General features: G+C 63.7%; 14 protein-coding genes. 4 read left to right on the top strand and 10 right to left on the bottom strand.

The genetic code is table 11. The features are described from left to right. The first annotated feature begins 10 nt into the window (after nucleotides 1–10). Complete coding sequence (locus tag CMI59_RS12010; RefSeq protein WP_293328492.1) at nucleotides 11–460, top strand: hypothetical protein; 450 nt, start codon at nucleotides 11–13, stop codon at nucleotides 458–460. A gap of 6 nt (nucleotides 461–466) precedes the next feature. Here the strand turns inward: CMI59_RS12010 and CMI59_RS12005 are convergent, their stop codons facing one another. Genes CMI59_RS12005 through CMI59_RS11995 form a run of 3 tightly spaced genes read right to left on the bottom strand, consistent with a single transcriptional unit; the run spans nucleotide 467 to nucleotide 5,792 of the window. Continuing rightward, nucleotides 467–3,688 (bottom strand): error-prone DNA polymerase, encoded by a 3,222-nt coding sequence (locus tag CMI59_RS12005; RefSeq protein WP_293328491.1) that lies wholly within the window; start codon nucleotides 3,686–3,688, stop codon nucleotides 467–469. Further along, nucleotides 3,685–4,122, bottom strand: a complete 438-nt coding sequence (locus CMI59_RS12000) for an endonuclease domain-containing protein (protein WP_293328517.1) — start codon at nucleotides 4,120–4,122, stop codon at nucleotides 3,685–3,687. Before CMI59_RS12000 ends, CMI59_RS12005 begins: the two co-directional genes overlap by 4 nt. A gap of 23 nt (nucleotides 4,123–4,145) precedes the next feature. Then, complete coding sequence (locus CMI59_RS11995; RefSeq protein WP_293328490.1) at nucleotides 4,146–5,792, bottom strand: DUF6504 family protein; 1,647 nt, start codon at nucleotides 5,790–5,792, stop codon at nucleotides 4,146–4,148. Between the two features lie 153 nt (nucleotides 5,793–5,945). Between CMI59_RS11995 and CMI59_RS11990 the strand changes: the two genes are divergently transcribed. Together CMI59_RS11990 and CMI59_RS11985 are read left to right on the top strand one after the other, a co-directional pair. Beyond that, nucleotides 5,946–6,203, top strand: coding sequence for a hypothetical protein (locus CMI59_RS11990; RefSeq protein WP_293328489.1), 258 nt, complete (start codon nucleotides 5,946–5,948; stop codon nucleotides 6,201–6,203). A 37-nt stretch (nucleotides 6,204–6,240) separates the two neighbouring features. Then, a complete protein-coding gene (locus CMI59_RS11985; protein WP_293328488.1) occupies nucleotides 6,241–6,540 on the top strand; it encodes a hypothetical protein in 300 nt (99 codons plus the stop codon). Nucleotides 6,541–6,665: 125 nt separating this feature from the next. Here the strand turns inward: CMI59_RS11985 and CMI59_RS11980 are convergent, their stop codons facing one another. From CMI59_RS11980 to CMI59_RS11955, 6 genes are all read right to left on the bottom strand, one after another. After that, on the bottom strand, nucleotides 6,666–7,499 hold the full coding sequence (locus tag CMI59_RS11980; RefSeq protein WP_293328487.1) for a hypothetical protein: 834 nt from the start codon (nucleotides 7,497–7,499) through the stop codon (nucleotides 6,666–6,668). A gap of 79 nt (nucleotides 7,500–7,578) precedes the next feature. Beyond that, nucleotides 7,579–8,199: a sulfotransferase family protein gene (locus CMI59_RS11975; protein ID WP_293328486.1), complete on the bottom strand. Its 621-nt coding sequence runs from the start codon at nucleotides 8,197–8,199 to the stop codon at nucleotides 7,579–7,581. After that, entirely contained in the window at nucleotides 8,196–8,813 is a 618-nt protein-coding gene (locus tag CMI59_RS11970) for a class I SAM-dependent methyltransferase (protein ID WP_293328485.1), read from the bottom strand. Before CMI59_RS11970 ends, CMI59_RS11975 begins: the two co-directional genes overlap by 4 nt. Before the next feature lie 50 nt (nucleotides 8,814–8,863). After that, nucleotides 8,864–9,733, bottom strand: a complete 870-nt coding sequence (locus CMI59_RS11965; RefSeq protein WP_293328484.1) for a hypothetical protein — start codon at nucleotides 9,731–9,733, stop codon at nucleotides 8,864–8,866. Between the two features lie 86 nt (nucleotides 9,734–9,819). Continuing rightward, a complete protein-coding gene (locus tag CMI59_RS11960) occupies nucleotides 9,820–10,143 on the bottom strand; it encodes a 2Fe-2S iron-sulfur cluster-binding protein (RefSeq protein ID WP_293328483.1) in 324 nt (107 codons plus the stop codon). A gap of 46 nt (nucleotides 10,144–10,189) precedes the next feature. Next, nucleotides 10,190–11,221 (bottom strand): NAD(P)/FAD-dependent oxidoreductase, encoded by a 1,032-nt coding sequence (locus tag CMI59_RS11955; protein WP_293328482.1) that lies wholly within the window; start codon nucleotides 11,219–11,221, stop codon nucleotides 10,190–10,192. A 359-nt stretch (nucleotides 11,222–11,580) separates the two neighbouring features. On the opposite strand from CMI59_RS11955, the gene CMI59_RS11950 reads away from it, so the two are divergent. After that, entirely contained in the window at nucleotides 11,581–11,886 is a 306-nt protein-coding gene (locus tag CMI59_RS11950; protein ID WP_293328481.1) for a chorismate mutase, read from the top strand. 13 nt (nucleotides 11,887–11,899) lie between these two features. Here CMI59_RS11950 and CMI59_RS11945 read toward each other — a convergent pair whose 3' ends face one another. Beyond that, entirely contained in the window at nucleotides 11,900–12,220 is a 321-nt protein-coding gene (locus CMI59_RS11945) for a 2Fe-2S iron-sulfur cluster-binding protein (protein ID WP_293328480.1), read from the bottom strand. Between the last annotated feature and the right edge of the window lie 94 nt (nucleotides 12,221–12,314).

Below are 12,314 nucleotides of genomic sequence, written 5' to 3'. Positions count from 1 at the left end.
CATGGAAAACATGGAAAGAATGAAGGAGTCGCCCCGGCGTCGACGGCTGACACGGGCCTTTGCCTGGCTCGATCTCGCAATCACCCTGCCCCTTGCCATTCCCTTTGTCGGAGAATGGGTCATCACGCTCCTCTATCGGCTGGATTATGCGATAGGCTGGTTTACCGGTTTTCCGGTTCTGAACCCCATTTCGATGCTGTTTATCCATGTCACCGGCCTGCTCGGGGTCGTCTGGGCGCTTGCCAGGCTCCACGACCCGAGCGAGTTCAACGCGCGGATCGATTCGCTGGGCCGTTTGGCCGTATCGGTTCTGATCCTGTTCGCGCTCTATCAGGGCGCCACGCCCGCTATCGGTCTTTTTCTCGTCACGGAGCTTTCCGGCGTGATCGTCGAGAAGATATGGCGCCCGAAGAACAGCAACGAACTCGCCTTCGGCAAATACAATGGCAGGATAAGATAGCCGCCTTCAGTGAAAATCGCGGCTATTGGGAAGCAAACGCGCCGTTCGCCCCCTGATGGAACTCTCGTCCATGCCGTAGAGAAGCCCCAGCTCATCCGTCAGGTCGGTCAGCTCGTCGGCCACCACATGGATAACGCGCCCTTCCTTCTGTACGCGGCCGCGCACCATCATCAGCCGCGAGGTCAGCACGATCCGGCGATAGGTCTCGAACACCCGGGGCCAGATCACGATGTTGGCAATCCCCGTTTCATCCTCCAGCGTCGCGAAGATGACGCCGCTCGCCGTGCCAGGCCGCTGACGCGCCAGCACGATCCCCGCCACGCTCACGCGCTTCCGATCGTCGATATGCTGCAGCCTTTCATTCGCCGCCACGCCCCGCGCAACAAGGCGCGAGCGCAGAAATGAAACCGGATGCGCCTTCAGCGACAGGCGCAGCGTCGAATAATCCAGCGCGACATGCTCGCCCAGCGGCATGGGCGGCAGCGCCGTTTCCTCTTCCGTCTGGAAACCGCCCTCCTCCATCGCAGCGAAAAGCGGCAGCGCCGCCGGCATCTTGCCGTTCTGTCCGCCCCCATATCCGCTCTTATGTCCGCCCCCATACCCGCCGAGCCCCCGCACGGCCCAGAGCGCGGCGCGCCTGTCGAGCCCGAGGGAACGGAAAGCATCCGCATCCGCCAGCCGTTCCACCACGCGCGGCGCCAGCCCCGTTGCGAGCCACATATGCCGAACGCTGTCGAACCCCTTGCCCCGCCGCGCCTCGACGGTTTCGCCATCGCCCGCATGGAACCCCTTCACCTGGCGGAGGCCCAGCCGTACCGCACACCGGTTGCCGGGCAGCTTTGCCTCTTCGGCCTTGTCGAGCGGTTCAAGCGCGCAGTCCCAATTGCTGAAATTCACATCGACCGCGCGCATCTCCGCGCCATGTTCGCGCGCATCGCGCACGAGCTGGGCGGGCGCGTAAAAGCCCATGGGCTGCGAGTTCAAAATCGCCGCGCAGAAAACATCCGGGTAGTAATATTTGAGCCAGGCCGACACATAGGCGAGCAGCGCGAAGCTCGCCGCATGGCTTTCGGGAAAGCCGTAATCGGCAAATCCCTCGATCTGCTTGAAACAGCGCTCGGCGAAATCGGTCTCGTACCCGTTTGCCTCCATGCCGGCGATGAACTTTTCGCGGTAATGACCGATCGTGCCCGTCTTGCGGAAAGTCGCCATGGCCCGGCGCAGCAAATCGGCTTCCTGCGGGCTGAACCCCGCCGCGACAATCGCCATCTTCATCGCCTGCTCCTGAAAGAGCGGCACGCCATAGGTCTTGCCCAGCACCTCGCGCAGCGCGTCGGAAGGAAACTCGACCGGCTCCTTGCCGTGGCGACGGCGCAGATAGGGATGCACCATGTCGCCCTGAATGGGACCGGGGCGGACAATCGCCACCTCCACCACGAGGTCGTAGAACTTTCGCGGCCTGAGCCGTGGCAGCATGGTCATCTGCGCCCGGCTTTCCACCTGGAAGACGCCGATGGAATCCGCCTCGCACAGCATGCCATAGACGCGGGCATCGTCATGCGGCACATCGGCAAGCCCCATCGTCACGCCGTAATGCGTATCGAGCAGCTCGAAGGCGCGGCGGATACAGCTCAGCATGCCGAGCGCCAGCACGTCGATCTTCAGTATACCGAGCGTATCGAGGTCGTCCTTGTCCCATTCGACGATGGTGCGGTCTTCCATCGCCGCGTTCTGGATCGGCACCACCTCGCTAAGCGCGCCGCGCGTGATGACGAACCCGCCCACATGCTGCGAGAGATGGCGTGGAAACCCGATGAGTTCGCCCGACAGCGCCAGCACCTGTTGCAGCCGCCCATCCGTCGGATCGAGCCCGGCTTCCGCCGCGCGCTCATGCGAAACGCCTTTCGAGCTCGATCCCCAGCCGGATTTCGCCAGCGCCGCCACCACATCCTCCGACAGGCCGAACACCTTGCCCACTTCGCGCACCGCGCTGCGCGAACGATAGGTGATGACGGTCGCCGCCAGCCCGGCGCGATGGCGCCCGTATTTCTCATAGATGTACTGGATCACCTCTTCGCGCCGCTCATGCTCGAAATCGACATCGATATCAGGCGGCTCCTTGCGTTCCAGCGAGATGAAACGCTCGAACAGAAGATCGATCTGCGTCGGGTCCACCGAGGTGATGCCGAGACAGTAGCAAACGGCAGAGTTGGCGGCCGACCCCCGTCCCTGACAGAGAATGTCCTGCTCGCGCGCATAACGAACGATGTCATAGACGGTGAGAAAATAAGGCGCATAGCGCATCTCCCCGATGAGCTGAAGCTCATGGCGCAATGTCTGTCTGAGCTTTTCATCACAGCCTTGCGGATAGCGTTCCTCAAGCCCTTCCCATGTCAGCCGTTCCAGCAGTTCCTGCGGCGTCTCCGTCGCGGAAAAAGTGTCGTCGGGATATTCGTAAGCCAGCTCGTCGAGCGAGAAACCGCACCGCGCCACGATCTCCGCGGTCGCGGCCAGCGCCTCCGGCAGATGGCCGAGCAAACGGTGCATCTCGTCCGCCGGTTTCAGATGGCGCTCCGCATTGGCCTCGATGAGATAGCCCGCCTCCTCCAGCGTCACGTGCTCCCGAATGCAGGTGAGCACATCCTGCAGGGGCTTTCGCGCCGACACATGATAAAGCACATCATTCGTCGCCATCAGCGGCACGCCCGTTTCCCGCGCCATCGCCGCAAGCCGCGCCTGCCGCCGCCCGTCGTCTCCTGCATAGGCCGGAGAAACGCCGAGCCAGACCGACCCGGGAAACGCATCGGACAGCACGCGCAGATTGTCCCGGAACGCCGCGCCCGGCTTTGCCGGCGGCATGGCGATGAAGCAGAACCCCTCGCCATGCGCCAACACATCCTCCATCACGAGATGGCATTCCCCCTTGGGCGCGCGTCGATTGCCCAGCGTCAGCAGCGTCGTCAGCCGCGCATAGGCGGCCCGGTCCCGCGGATAGGCAATCGCCTCGAACCCGTCCGTCAGCATGAGCCTTGCCCCGACAAGCAGCCGCATCCCATGCGCCTTCGCCGAGGCATGCGCACGCCCCCCCCCCGCCAGCGTGTTCCGGTCGGCAACCCCGATCGCTTCGAGCCCCAGCGCCCTGGCCTGCAACACCAGCTCGTCCGCATGCGAGCCCCCGCGCAGGAAACTGAAATTGCTGGTAACGGCCAGTTCCGCAAATCCGCTCACGCCTCACCCCCACCTAAATCCTCCCCCGCAAGCGGGGGAGGACTTTCAAGGAGCGCAAAGCCTTCTTCCCGAATGACCGTCAACACGCCGCCGATATTCGTCAGAACCTCATTGTTCCAGAAACGTAAGACACGAAACCCCTTGGCATTCAGAAATGCCGTTCGCTTTTCGTCATGCGGCTTCCGGCGATCATGCTGCCCGCCATCCAGTTCGATGATGAGAGGCGGATCCAGACAGAGAAAATCGGCAACGTAAGGCCCCACGGGCGACTGACGGCGGAAGCGCCAGCCTGCCATCTGCTTCATGCGCAAATGACGCCACAGCACTTGCTCCGCCTTCGTCATATTCCGGCGCAGATAGCGGGCCCGAGCCGTGTTGCCCGGAAGCCTTCCCCCTCGCCGAGGGGGAAGGTTTGGATGGGGGTATCCTCCCAGAATATGAGGGTACGCTTTATCGCTCATGCGAAAACCCCGTGCAGATACCAGCGCGGCACGTCCTCGTCGCGCGCGTAAAGCCCGTCGCGGTAGAGCCAGAAGCGGCGGCCTTGCATATCCTCCACCCGGTAATAATCGCGCGTGCGCCCGCCCCCCTTTTCCCGGCGCCACCATTCCGGTGCGATGCGCTCCGGTCCTTCCGCCCGCGCGACCCGATAGGTCACGCGCCGCCAGCGAAAGATGCGCGGCGGCCCTTCCGGCACTTCGGCCACCACCTCCACCGGCTCCGCCGCGCGCAACAACCTCAACGGCCGCGACACGCCCTCCGGCAGATGCGCCGTCTCGCGCGCCCATCCCGCAAGCGCGGGCGACGCGCCCCGCATGGCGGGCACGGATGCGACGGCGCGTTCTGGAATATGGCTCGCCCGCGGCTCCGCCCGCGCGATGCGCCCCGACCCCAGCCGGTTGCCCAGACGATCGATCAGCATGGCAAGGTCATGCGCCTGGGCCCCCTCGCCCGTCAGCCCCTCCTGCGACGGCGCAAGATCGTCCACGGCCAGACAGGCAAGGCTCATCGCCTCGATACCGAACCCCGCATCGAAATCCTCCCCCGCCCCGTCGAGCTTTTCGCGAAACAGCCGCGCCACATGCCGCGTTTCATGGCTGGGCGCGCTCGTGCCCGCATGAAGCTCGCGCACCTCGCCATCGACGCGATAGAGAGACAGCCGCAGCCGCCGCGCGCCCTTGTGCTCTCCGGCCAGCAGCGAACAAAGATCGCCCGCCAGCCGCATCACCGCCTCTTCCACATGCTCCAGCCGCGCAATCGGCTCGGCGAAATGAAGCCGCGTGCGAAACGGCACATGCGGCAGCGAGGGCGAAATCGGTTCGGGCGCATGGCCCAGCGCCTCGTCGAGCCGCCGCGCAAGCAGGGGGCCGAACCGCGCCGTCAGCGGCCCGCGCGGCTTGTCATAGAGATCGCCCACGCGCCTGAGCCCCAGCCGGGCAAGCCCGTCCGCCACATTGGACGGCAACCGCAGGGCCGCGACCGGCAGGGACGCCAATGCCTGCCGCTCGCCGCCCGGCGACAAAACGGTCAGCGCCTCGCGGCCATAACGGGCCAGCGCCCAGGCCGCGCCCGGCGTGGACGCGACACCCGCCCGCACCCCGAAGCCGAACCGCCCGAACCGCGACGCGATCTCGTCAAGCAGCGCCTCTTCGCCGCCGAAAAGATGCGCGCAGCCGCTGATGTCGAGCAGCACGCCATCCGGTTCGCCATTCGCCTCGCCCACCGGGTCCGCCACGCTCCAGGGCGTATAGCGTCCGCACCAGCGCGCGAGCTTGTCGAGCGCGGCCCGGTCCGCCTCCGGCGCGGCGTCGTAAACCCCGACGGAGGGACAAAGCGCCGTCGCATCCGGCACGAGCTGGCCGGGCGTAATCCCCGCCGCCCGGGCGGAACCGTTGCAGGCCGTCACCCGCATTCCCCCCGCCCCCGGCGCAGCAAGAACGATGGCGGCGGCCGGCGCCCGAGGCCCCGCCGGAGACACGGCGCGACCATTGGCCGCCGCGGCCTCCCCATGAGAACGCTCCACATGGCCGCGCCTTTCCCGCAGAAAGCGCTCCATCGGCCAGTCCGGCAAAAAAAGCGAGGCAATGCGCCGTTTTTCGGTCATCACACCTGAACGTAAAATAGAACAAAAAAGGAACATTATTCTGACTCGAGACCCGCCCCGACGCGAGTCGAATCGACGCGACCCGAAAGAATTGCCGCCCTTTCGTCATCTTTATGGTTAGCCTGTACCCAACCACTGACGGGAGCTTCGACAATGAAAAGCCTGCGCATTCCACTTGCCGTAACCATGCTCGCCCTGCCCGCTCTGGGGCTTACCGCCTGCGCGAATACGGAGGAACGGCAAGCTCAGCAAAGACTGGAAGACCGGCAGAACTGCAAGGACCTCGGCTTCAAGGAAGGCACCGAGGAATTCGGCAATTGCATCCTGAAGATGCGGGAAATCCGGGCCCGCAAGGAAATGAACGACAACCCCAATTTCGGTTTCGGTCTCGGCGTCGGGATCGGCCTGTAAAATGCGCTTTGGTCACGAGTAAGGTGAGGTCGGTTCCATGAAACGCATGATGAAACCTCTTTTTCTGGCTTTCGCCCTTTCGCTTCCGCTTTTCACCGCCGCCTGCACGACGCCGGGCGAGGAAGCCGCGCAGGCTCAGGCCCGGCTCGCAGCCGACAAGGCGGAATGCACGCGCCTCGGCTTCAAGGAGGGGACGGACGATTTCAGCAATTGCCTGCTGAAGCTGAGAGAAATCCGCGCCATCAAGGCGGAAACCCGCTCACGCGACCTCGACCGCATGAACCGCCCCTGGTGGCCCTATTACAGCCCCGGCTACCCGCCCTATTATTGGCGGTGAGGCGGTTCCCTTCCTCCTGTGTCGTCATGCCCCGCTTCATGCGGGGCATCCACGTCTTTCTTTCACAATGTCAAAGACGTGGATGGCCCGAACAAGTCGGGCCATGACGAAAAAGCGCGACACCCTCACCCCGTCCGCCGCAGGGCCGGCACCTCGCCCGCCATATCCTCCGTAGACAGATCGGTTCCCTTCTCCGCTCCCTCTCCCACCTCGAACGCGCACGCCGCCGCCTTCCAGCGCAGTAGCCATGACGCAGGCACCCCGCCTCTCGCTTTCCGAAGGCGGACCTGCCAAACCGGGTCTCCGACGAGCCCCGGAAAACCGTTCCCGAAAAAATCCCGATCCGCCTCCACACGGCCCGGCGCCGGGCCGACCGCCCAGCGCGTCGTGGCCGCGCTCGCCCCACCCTCGCCTTCTTGCCGGTGCCCGGTGAAAAGCAGCACGGGCGTACCCGTTTCCTCCGCCGCCAGTTGCAGCCGCCGCGTCGCCGTCAGGTCGAACGCCGCCGACCGCCCGTCGATCTCGCCGACCACGCCTGAAAGCACGCCGGCCCTCAGCGCCTCCTCCATCACCCATAAAAGCTCCACGGGCTTCGCGGGCGACGCGAGGATCAGCCGTGCCGGATCGAGCCCGAACCCGGCCAGCCCCGGCGCATAAAGCGGTCCCATATCGAAAGGCGGCGCCGCCATCTGGCACCAGAGAAGCGGCGCGTCATGACCCGCCTGCTGGCAGCGCGCCGCCAGCGCCGCGAGAAACCCGGTCGCAGCGCCCATATCCCGATATTCGCCCGCCGACACCTCATGCAGCGCGCCGCGCTTCAACCCGCCGCCCGGCAAACCGGCATCCAGGGCTTCGTTTCCGAGAGAAATCGCTCCCCTTTGCACAGCCTCATGACGGCCGCCCGCCTCGCAGGCGGCAATCCGCGCTTTCAGATCGGCAATAAGGGCGGCCTTGCTCATGGTGCGGCCTCAAGAATTATGTTCTTGTTTTGTTCTAGATTTGCGACCGGAAAGAGTCAAGCCGCCGCCTTTCCCGGCCTTACTTTCTCCCGGCCATATTCGCCTGGAATTCTTCGCTGCTATTGGTCCGCGGATAAGGCGTCTCCGGCACCTTCACGCCGAGGAAATCGCAAAGCGGCTCCCACCCCATCTTCGCCTCGAAGACAAGCAGCCGGTCGGCCGGGATCGCGCGCTTCACCTCCGCCTCATGCGCCTTGAACACCTCCACCGCATGCGCCTCGGAAATGTCCCCGCCAAAGGTCTTTTCGAGCACGATCTCTCGCGCCATTTCGCTGACCTGCTTCATGACCGGATCGTCGACCTGCATCTGCACGGCCTGAAAAATCGTCTCCGACGCGCTCTTGAACCAGCTCTGCGGATCGCGCGTGGAAAGCACCACCTTGGCCTGCGGAAAGGCCTCCGACAGCTCCCGCCAGAAAGAACAACCGGGAAAATCCACCATCGCCCGATAGCCCTTGAAGACCGTCTCCCAGTCCACCGTCTCGCCGCGCGCGGCGGCGAGAAACAGCGGTGCCTGATCGGGGTTCTGGAACACTTCCGTCATATGGTGGCATTTGACGAAACCGAGTTCTTCCAGCGCCTGCTTGAGCGACAACGTCCCCGTCCGCCCGAACCCGGCGCCGATGACATCGAGGCTCATGCCTTCGCCGCGCCCCAATAATTGAACCCGGCGATCTTCGGCGTGGACGGCAGATACATGGTCTCCATCTCGTCGATGGTGAACCCGCCCTGCCGGATCAGCTCCGTCATGTTGCGGTTGATGTGGCAGCCCCCGAAAAGCACTTTCCACATCGGGTTGATCCGGTTCTGCCATTTCAGCGTCGCCTCGTCCGGCGCCGCGCCATGCTCGCAGAAAATGAGCTTGCCGCCCGGCTTCAGCACGCGCCGCATGCCTTCCAGCGCCTTCACCGGATCGGGAATGGTGCACAGGCTGTAGGTGACGAGCACCGTATCGACGCTTTTCGCCTCCAGCGGAATTTCCTCGCCCGGCAGGCCCACGAATTCCACATCGAAAGGCAGCGCCTGCGCGCGCTCACCCGCCAGCACCCAGGATTCCTCCGACGGATCGAGCCCGATCAGCCGCGTCACCTTGTTCGTGTCGTAATATGGCAGGTTAAGCCCGGTGCCGATGCCGATTTCGAGGACCACGCCCTCCGCGGCCGGTACCACCTTGCGGCGCTGATAGTCGATCGGCTTGGTGCCGCAGGCCTTGTTGATGACATGCGGCAGGATGCGTCGCTCGTAAAAACCCATGAAATTGTACCTCCCCTTTATCGGGGAGGGATTATGACGAGCCTGCGCGCCTAGCGCCACTCGGAAACGCCGAACCGCAAAAGCTTGTCGCCATCCACCGGCCCGATGGTCCGCCCCCGCCCCTTGAGCCCGATCACGGCGGCGCGTAGAAGCCGGGCCTCGCGCAGCGCCGATGCCCGCCGCGCACCGCCCGACAAGGCCTCCTGGATCGCATCCGGTTCCATCGCGCCGGTCTGGAAGACCGTCTTCCGCCCTTCCCATGACATGGCGGCGATACGGTCGCGAAGCGGTTCCTGCCTTATGGAAACGCCACCGGCATAAACCGCGTCGGAGAGCAGAACCGCCATATAGGCGGCTTCGGCGGCCGAGCGCCCGGCCACGCCCACCATGTCGGCAAGTCCCTCGGTCGGAAATTCCGCCCTGATGCCCGCCATCGCCGCGCCGCCCGTAACGCCCGGTCCCAGCGCTGTCAGGAATTCGCAGAGCACCGGCGGCATATGCGGGATGAAGGGCATCGCCATCCCCCGCGCCATCTTCACCGCCATGGCGTCGCCGAGCGACACGAGCAGAAATTCGCAGCCGTCGCCACTGGCCTCTTCCATGGCCTCCAGCACATGATCGCAGACCGCGCCCGGCAACGCCGCCACCACGGGCGGCAACCGGCCGGGCTCCAGCCGCGCCGCATCGGCCACGCGATGCACATGCTCCGTCACACGGCGCGCCGCGGCGCTGCGCGGCAGCACATCCGGCAATCCGCTGGAAAGCAGTTCCGCATCCGAAAGAAGCGCCCCCGACGTTTCCCGCGCGGCATCCATCGCAGCGGCAAGCGCGGCATGAGCCCCCTCGCCCGCCGCCGCGAAACGCAACAACCCGGGCCAGATTTCGAAACTGTTCTCGATAAGCGCAATGGTGTCGTTCATGCCCGGCATCATAAAGCCTGAGACGGCAAACGAAACGGGCCCTCTTAAAGAGGGCCCGTTAAATTCGCTTCATCGGCGATGAAATATCAGGCCGCTTCCTTCACCGAAATCGGCGCCAGGCGGACGCGAAGACCGTCCAGCTCTTCCGACATCAGGATCTGGCAGGACAGCCGCGACCACTCGCCACCGTAATTCTCGTCCAGCATGTCGAGTTCGTCCTCGCGCGGCTCATGCAGTTTCGCCGCCCAGTTCGGATCGACTTCCACTTGGCACGTCCCGCAGGCGCAGGCCCCGCCGCATTCGGCCACGATGGGATAGCCGTGATCGCGGATGATTTCCATCACCCGCCAGCCTTCCAGCGCCTCCAGCTTGTGCTCGGCGCCATGGCCGTCAACCAGAACGATATGCATCACGCGAACTCCTACTCTCACCCGGCAACGAAAAGCCCGGCGACAATCATGCCACGCCGAGCTTCTTCTGAAGGCTCGTCGACGAGGTCGTGTACTGGAACGTCACTTTGGCTTCCGGGTCGATATAGCGCTTGGCCGCCTGCGCCATCAGCGCGGCTTCGTGGAAGCCCGACAGGATGAGCTTCAGCTTGCCCGGATAGGTGTTGATGTCGCCGATGGCGTAAATGCCTTCGGCATCGGTGACGAACTTCTCGGTATCGACCGGGATCAGGTTCTCGTTGAGATTGATGCCCCAGTTCGCGATCGGGCCGAGCTTCATCGTCAGACCGAAGAACGGCAGCAGCGTGTCGCATTCGACCTGGAAGATCTCGCCGTCATTGCCCTTCACGCTCACGCCGGTGAGCTGACCATTGTCGCCGTGAAGTTCGGTGATCTGGCCGAGATGGAACTTCATTTTCTGCTCTTCCACCAGCGCGTGCATCTTGTTCACGCTGTCCGGCGCGGCGCGGAAGCCGTCGCGGCGATGGATGAGCTGCATGGAATTGGCGATCGGCTCGAGATTGATCGTCCAGTCCAGCGCGCTGTCGCCGCCGCCGGAGATCAGGATGTTCTTGCCGCGGAAATCTTCCATCCGCTTCACCGAATAGAAGACGGACTTGCCTTCATAGGCTTCGATGCCGGGGATCGGCGGCTTCTTGGGCTGGAAGCTGCCGCCGCCCGCCGCGATCACCACCGCCTTGGCATGGAAGGTCAGTCCGCCATCCGTCTTGAGGTGGAAGCTTCCGTCCTCGTTCTTGCGAAGCTCCTCGACCATCTCATTGTAGTGATATTCGGGATTGAACGGCGCGGCCTGCTCCATCAGCCGTTCGGTCAGCTCCTGGCCGCTCACCACCGGCAGGCCGGGAATGTCGTAGATCGGCTTTTCGGGATAAAGCTCCGCGCACTGCCCGCCTGGCTTGTCCAGAATATCCACCAAATGGCATTTCAGGTCGAGCAGACCCAGTTCGAAGACGGCGAAAAGTCCCACCGGTCCAGCCCCGATGATGACGACATCCGTGGTGATCGTTTCTTGAGTCATCCTTGATACCTGTATCCGTCGCGCGGAGTTGCGCGTCAAAAATAACGCGCAAACCATGTGATTAATTTTATTTCACAAGTTCGGCTGCATATATAGGTGCGCTGCGCCCGCGAGCCAAGAGAAAAATACCCCCGAATTGGCGCCACGAAGAGGCGACCCATGAGCGCAGGGGGCGCATGCGCGCAATCTCGCCCCGCCTCACGCTCAATCTCGCTCCAACCTTGCCCGAACCATGCTCATTCAAGCGCATTTCAGCCCGTGACAAACGCGCCGTTCTGCCTATGTTGTGCGCGCAGCGTGACGCGCTGCAGCACATATGCGGTCCGTTTCAGTTCTAGAGAAAATGCCCGGAGCCCCCCATGGTGAAATGCAACACGATGCAGGAAGTCCGCCGCGAGATCGACCGGCTCGACCGGGAACTCGTGAAATTATTGGCGGAAAGGCAGGGCTATATCGAGCAGGCCGGTCACATCAAGGGTGAGCGCAGCGCCGTGCGCGACGATGCCCGGATCGAGGATGTGGTGGCGAAAGTCGTAGCCGAGGCCGAACGCGCCGGCCTCTCCCCCGCCATCGCCGAGCCGCTCTGGCGGCTGCTGATCGAGAAGTCGATCGAGCACGAATACACGGTCTTCGACGCCAGAGCGCAGAAGACCGGAACCGATTGAATTTAAAGGAAAATCAGAACTGCTTTTCCGGCGTGGTCACGCGCAGGCCATCCAGCTCGTCCGAAACCTTGATCTGGCAAGAGAGACGGCTGTTCGGCTTCACGTCGAACGCAAAGTCGAGCATGTCCTCTTCCATGGACTCCGCCGGACCGACCTTGTCCATCCAGGCTTCATCCACATAGACATGGCACGTCGCGCAGGCGCAGGCGCCGCCGCAATCGGCATCGATGCCCGGAATGGAATTCTTGATCGCACCTTCCATCACCGTCATGCCGTTCTCGACGTCGATGACGTGTTCGGTGCCGCTATGCTCGATATAAGTAATCTTCGCCATCTTGCTTTATTCTTTTGTCCGTGATGTCGGAAAATCAGGCTCGCAGGGAGTTATCATGATGACTTGCCGCCCGTCCAGCCGCTTTTGGGCAAGC

The organism is Parvibaculum sp., assembly GCF_002684405.1.
Taxonomy (GTDB): domain Bacteria; phylum Pseudomonadota; class Alphaproteobacteria; order Parvibaculales; family Parvibaculaceae; genus Parvibaculum.
The sequence above is the reverse complement of the archived record's forward strand: the minus strand, read 5'-3'. Positions and strand labels throughout refer to the sequence as shown.

What these genes read in the sequence shown, in the direction of transcription:
- CMI59_RS12010 (WP_293328492.1), top strand. Translation starts at nt 11, where the DNA reads ATGGAAAGAATGAAGGAGTCGCCCCGGCGTCGACGGCTGACACGGGCC.
- CMI59_RS11995 (WP_293328490.1), bottom strand. Translation starts at nt 5,792, where the DNA reads ATGACCGAAAAACGGCGCATTGCCTCGCTTTTTTTGCCGGACTGGCCG.
- CMI59_RS11990 (WP_293328489.1), top strand. Translation starts at nt 5,946, where the DNA reads ATGAAAAGCCTGCGCATTCCACTTGCCGTAACCATGCTCGCCCTGCCC.
- CMI59_RS11985 (WP_293328488.1), top strand. Translation starts at nt 6,241, where the DNA reads ATGAAACGCATGATGAAACCTCTTTTTCTGGCTTTCGCCCTTTCGCTT.
- CMI59_RS11980 (WP_293328487.1), bottom strand. Translation starts at nt 7,499, where the DNA reads ATGAGCAAGGCCGCCCTTATTGCCGATCTGAAAGCGCGGATTGCCGCC.
- CMI59_RS11975 (WP_293328486.1), bottom strand. Translation starts at nt 8,199, where the DNA reads ATGAGCCTCGATGTCATCGGCGCCGGGTTCGGGCGGACGGGGACGTTG.
- CMI59_RS11970 (WP_293328485.1), bottom strand. Translation starts at nt 8,813, where the DNA reads ATGGGTTTTTACGAGCGACGCATCCTGCCGCATGTCATCAACAAGGCC.
- CMI59_RS11965 (WP_293328484.1), bottom strand. Translation starts at nt 9,733, where the DNA reads ATGAACGACACCATTGCGCTTATCGAGAACAGTTTCGAAATCTGGCCC.
- CMI59_RS11960 (WP_293328483.1), bottom strand. Translation starts at nt 10,143, where the DNA reads ATGCATATCGTTCTGGTTGACGGCCATGGCGCCGAGCACAAGCTGGAG.
- CMI59_RS11955 (WP_293328482.1), bottom strand. Translation starts at nt 11,221, where the DNA reads ATGACTCAAGAAACGATCACCACGGATGTCGTCATCATCGGGGCTGGA.
- CMI59_RS11950 (WP_293328481.1), top strand. Translation starts at nt 11,581, where the DNA reads ATGGTGAAATGCAACACGATGCAGGAAGTCCGCCGCGAGATCGACCGG.
- CMI59_RS11945 (WP_293328480.1), bottom strand. Translation starts at nt 12,220, where the DNA reads ATGGCGAAGATTACTTATATCGAGCATAGCGGCACCGAACACGTCATC.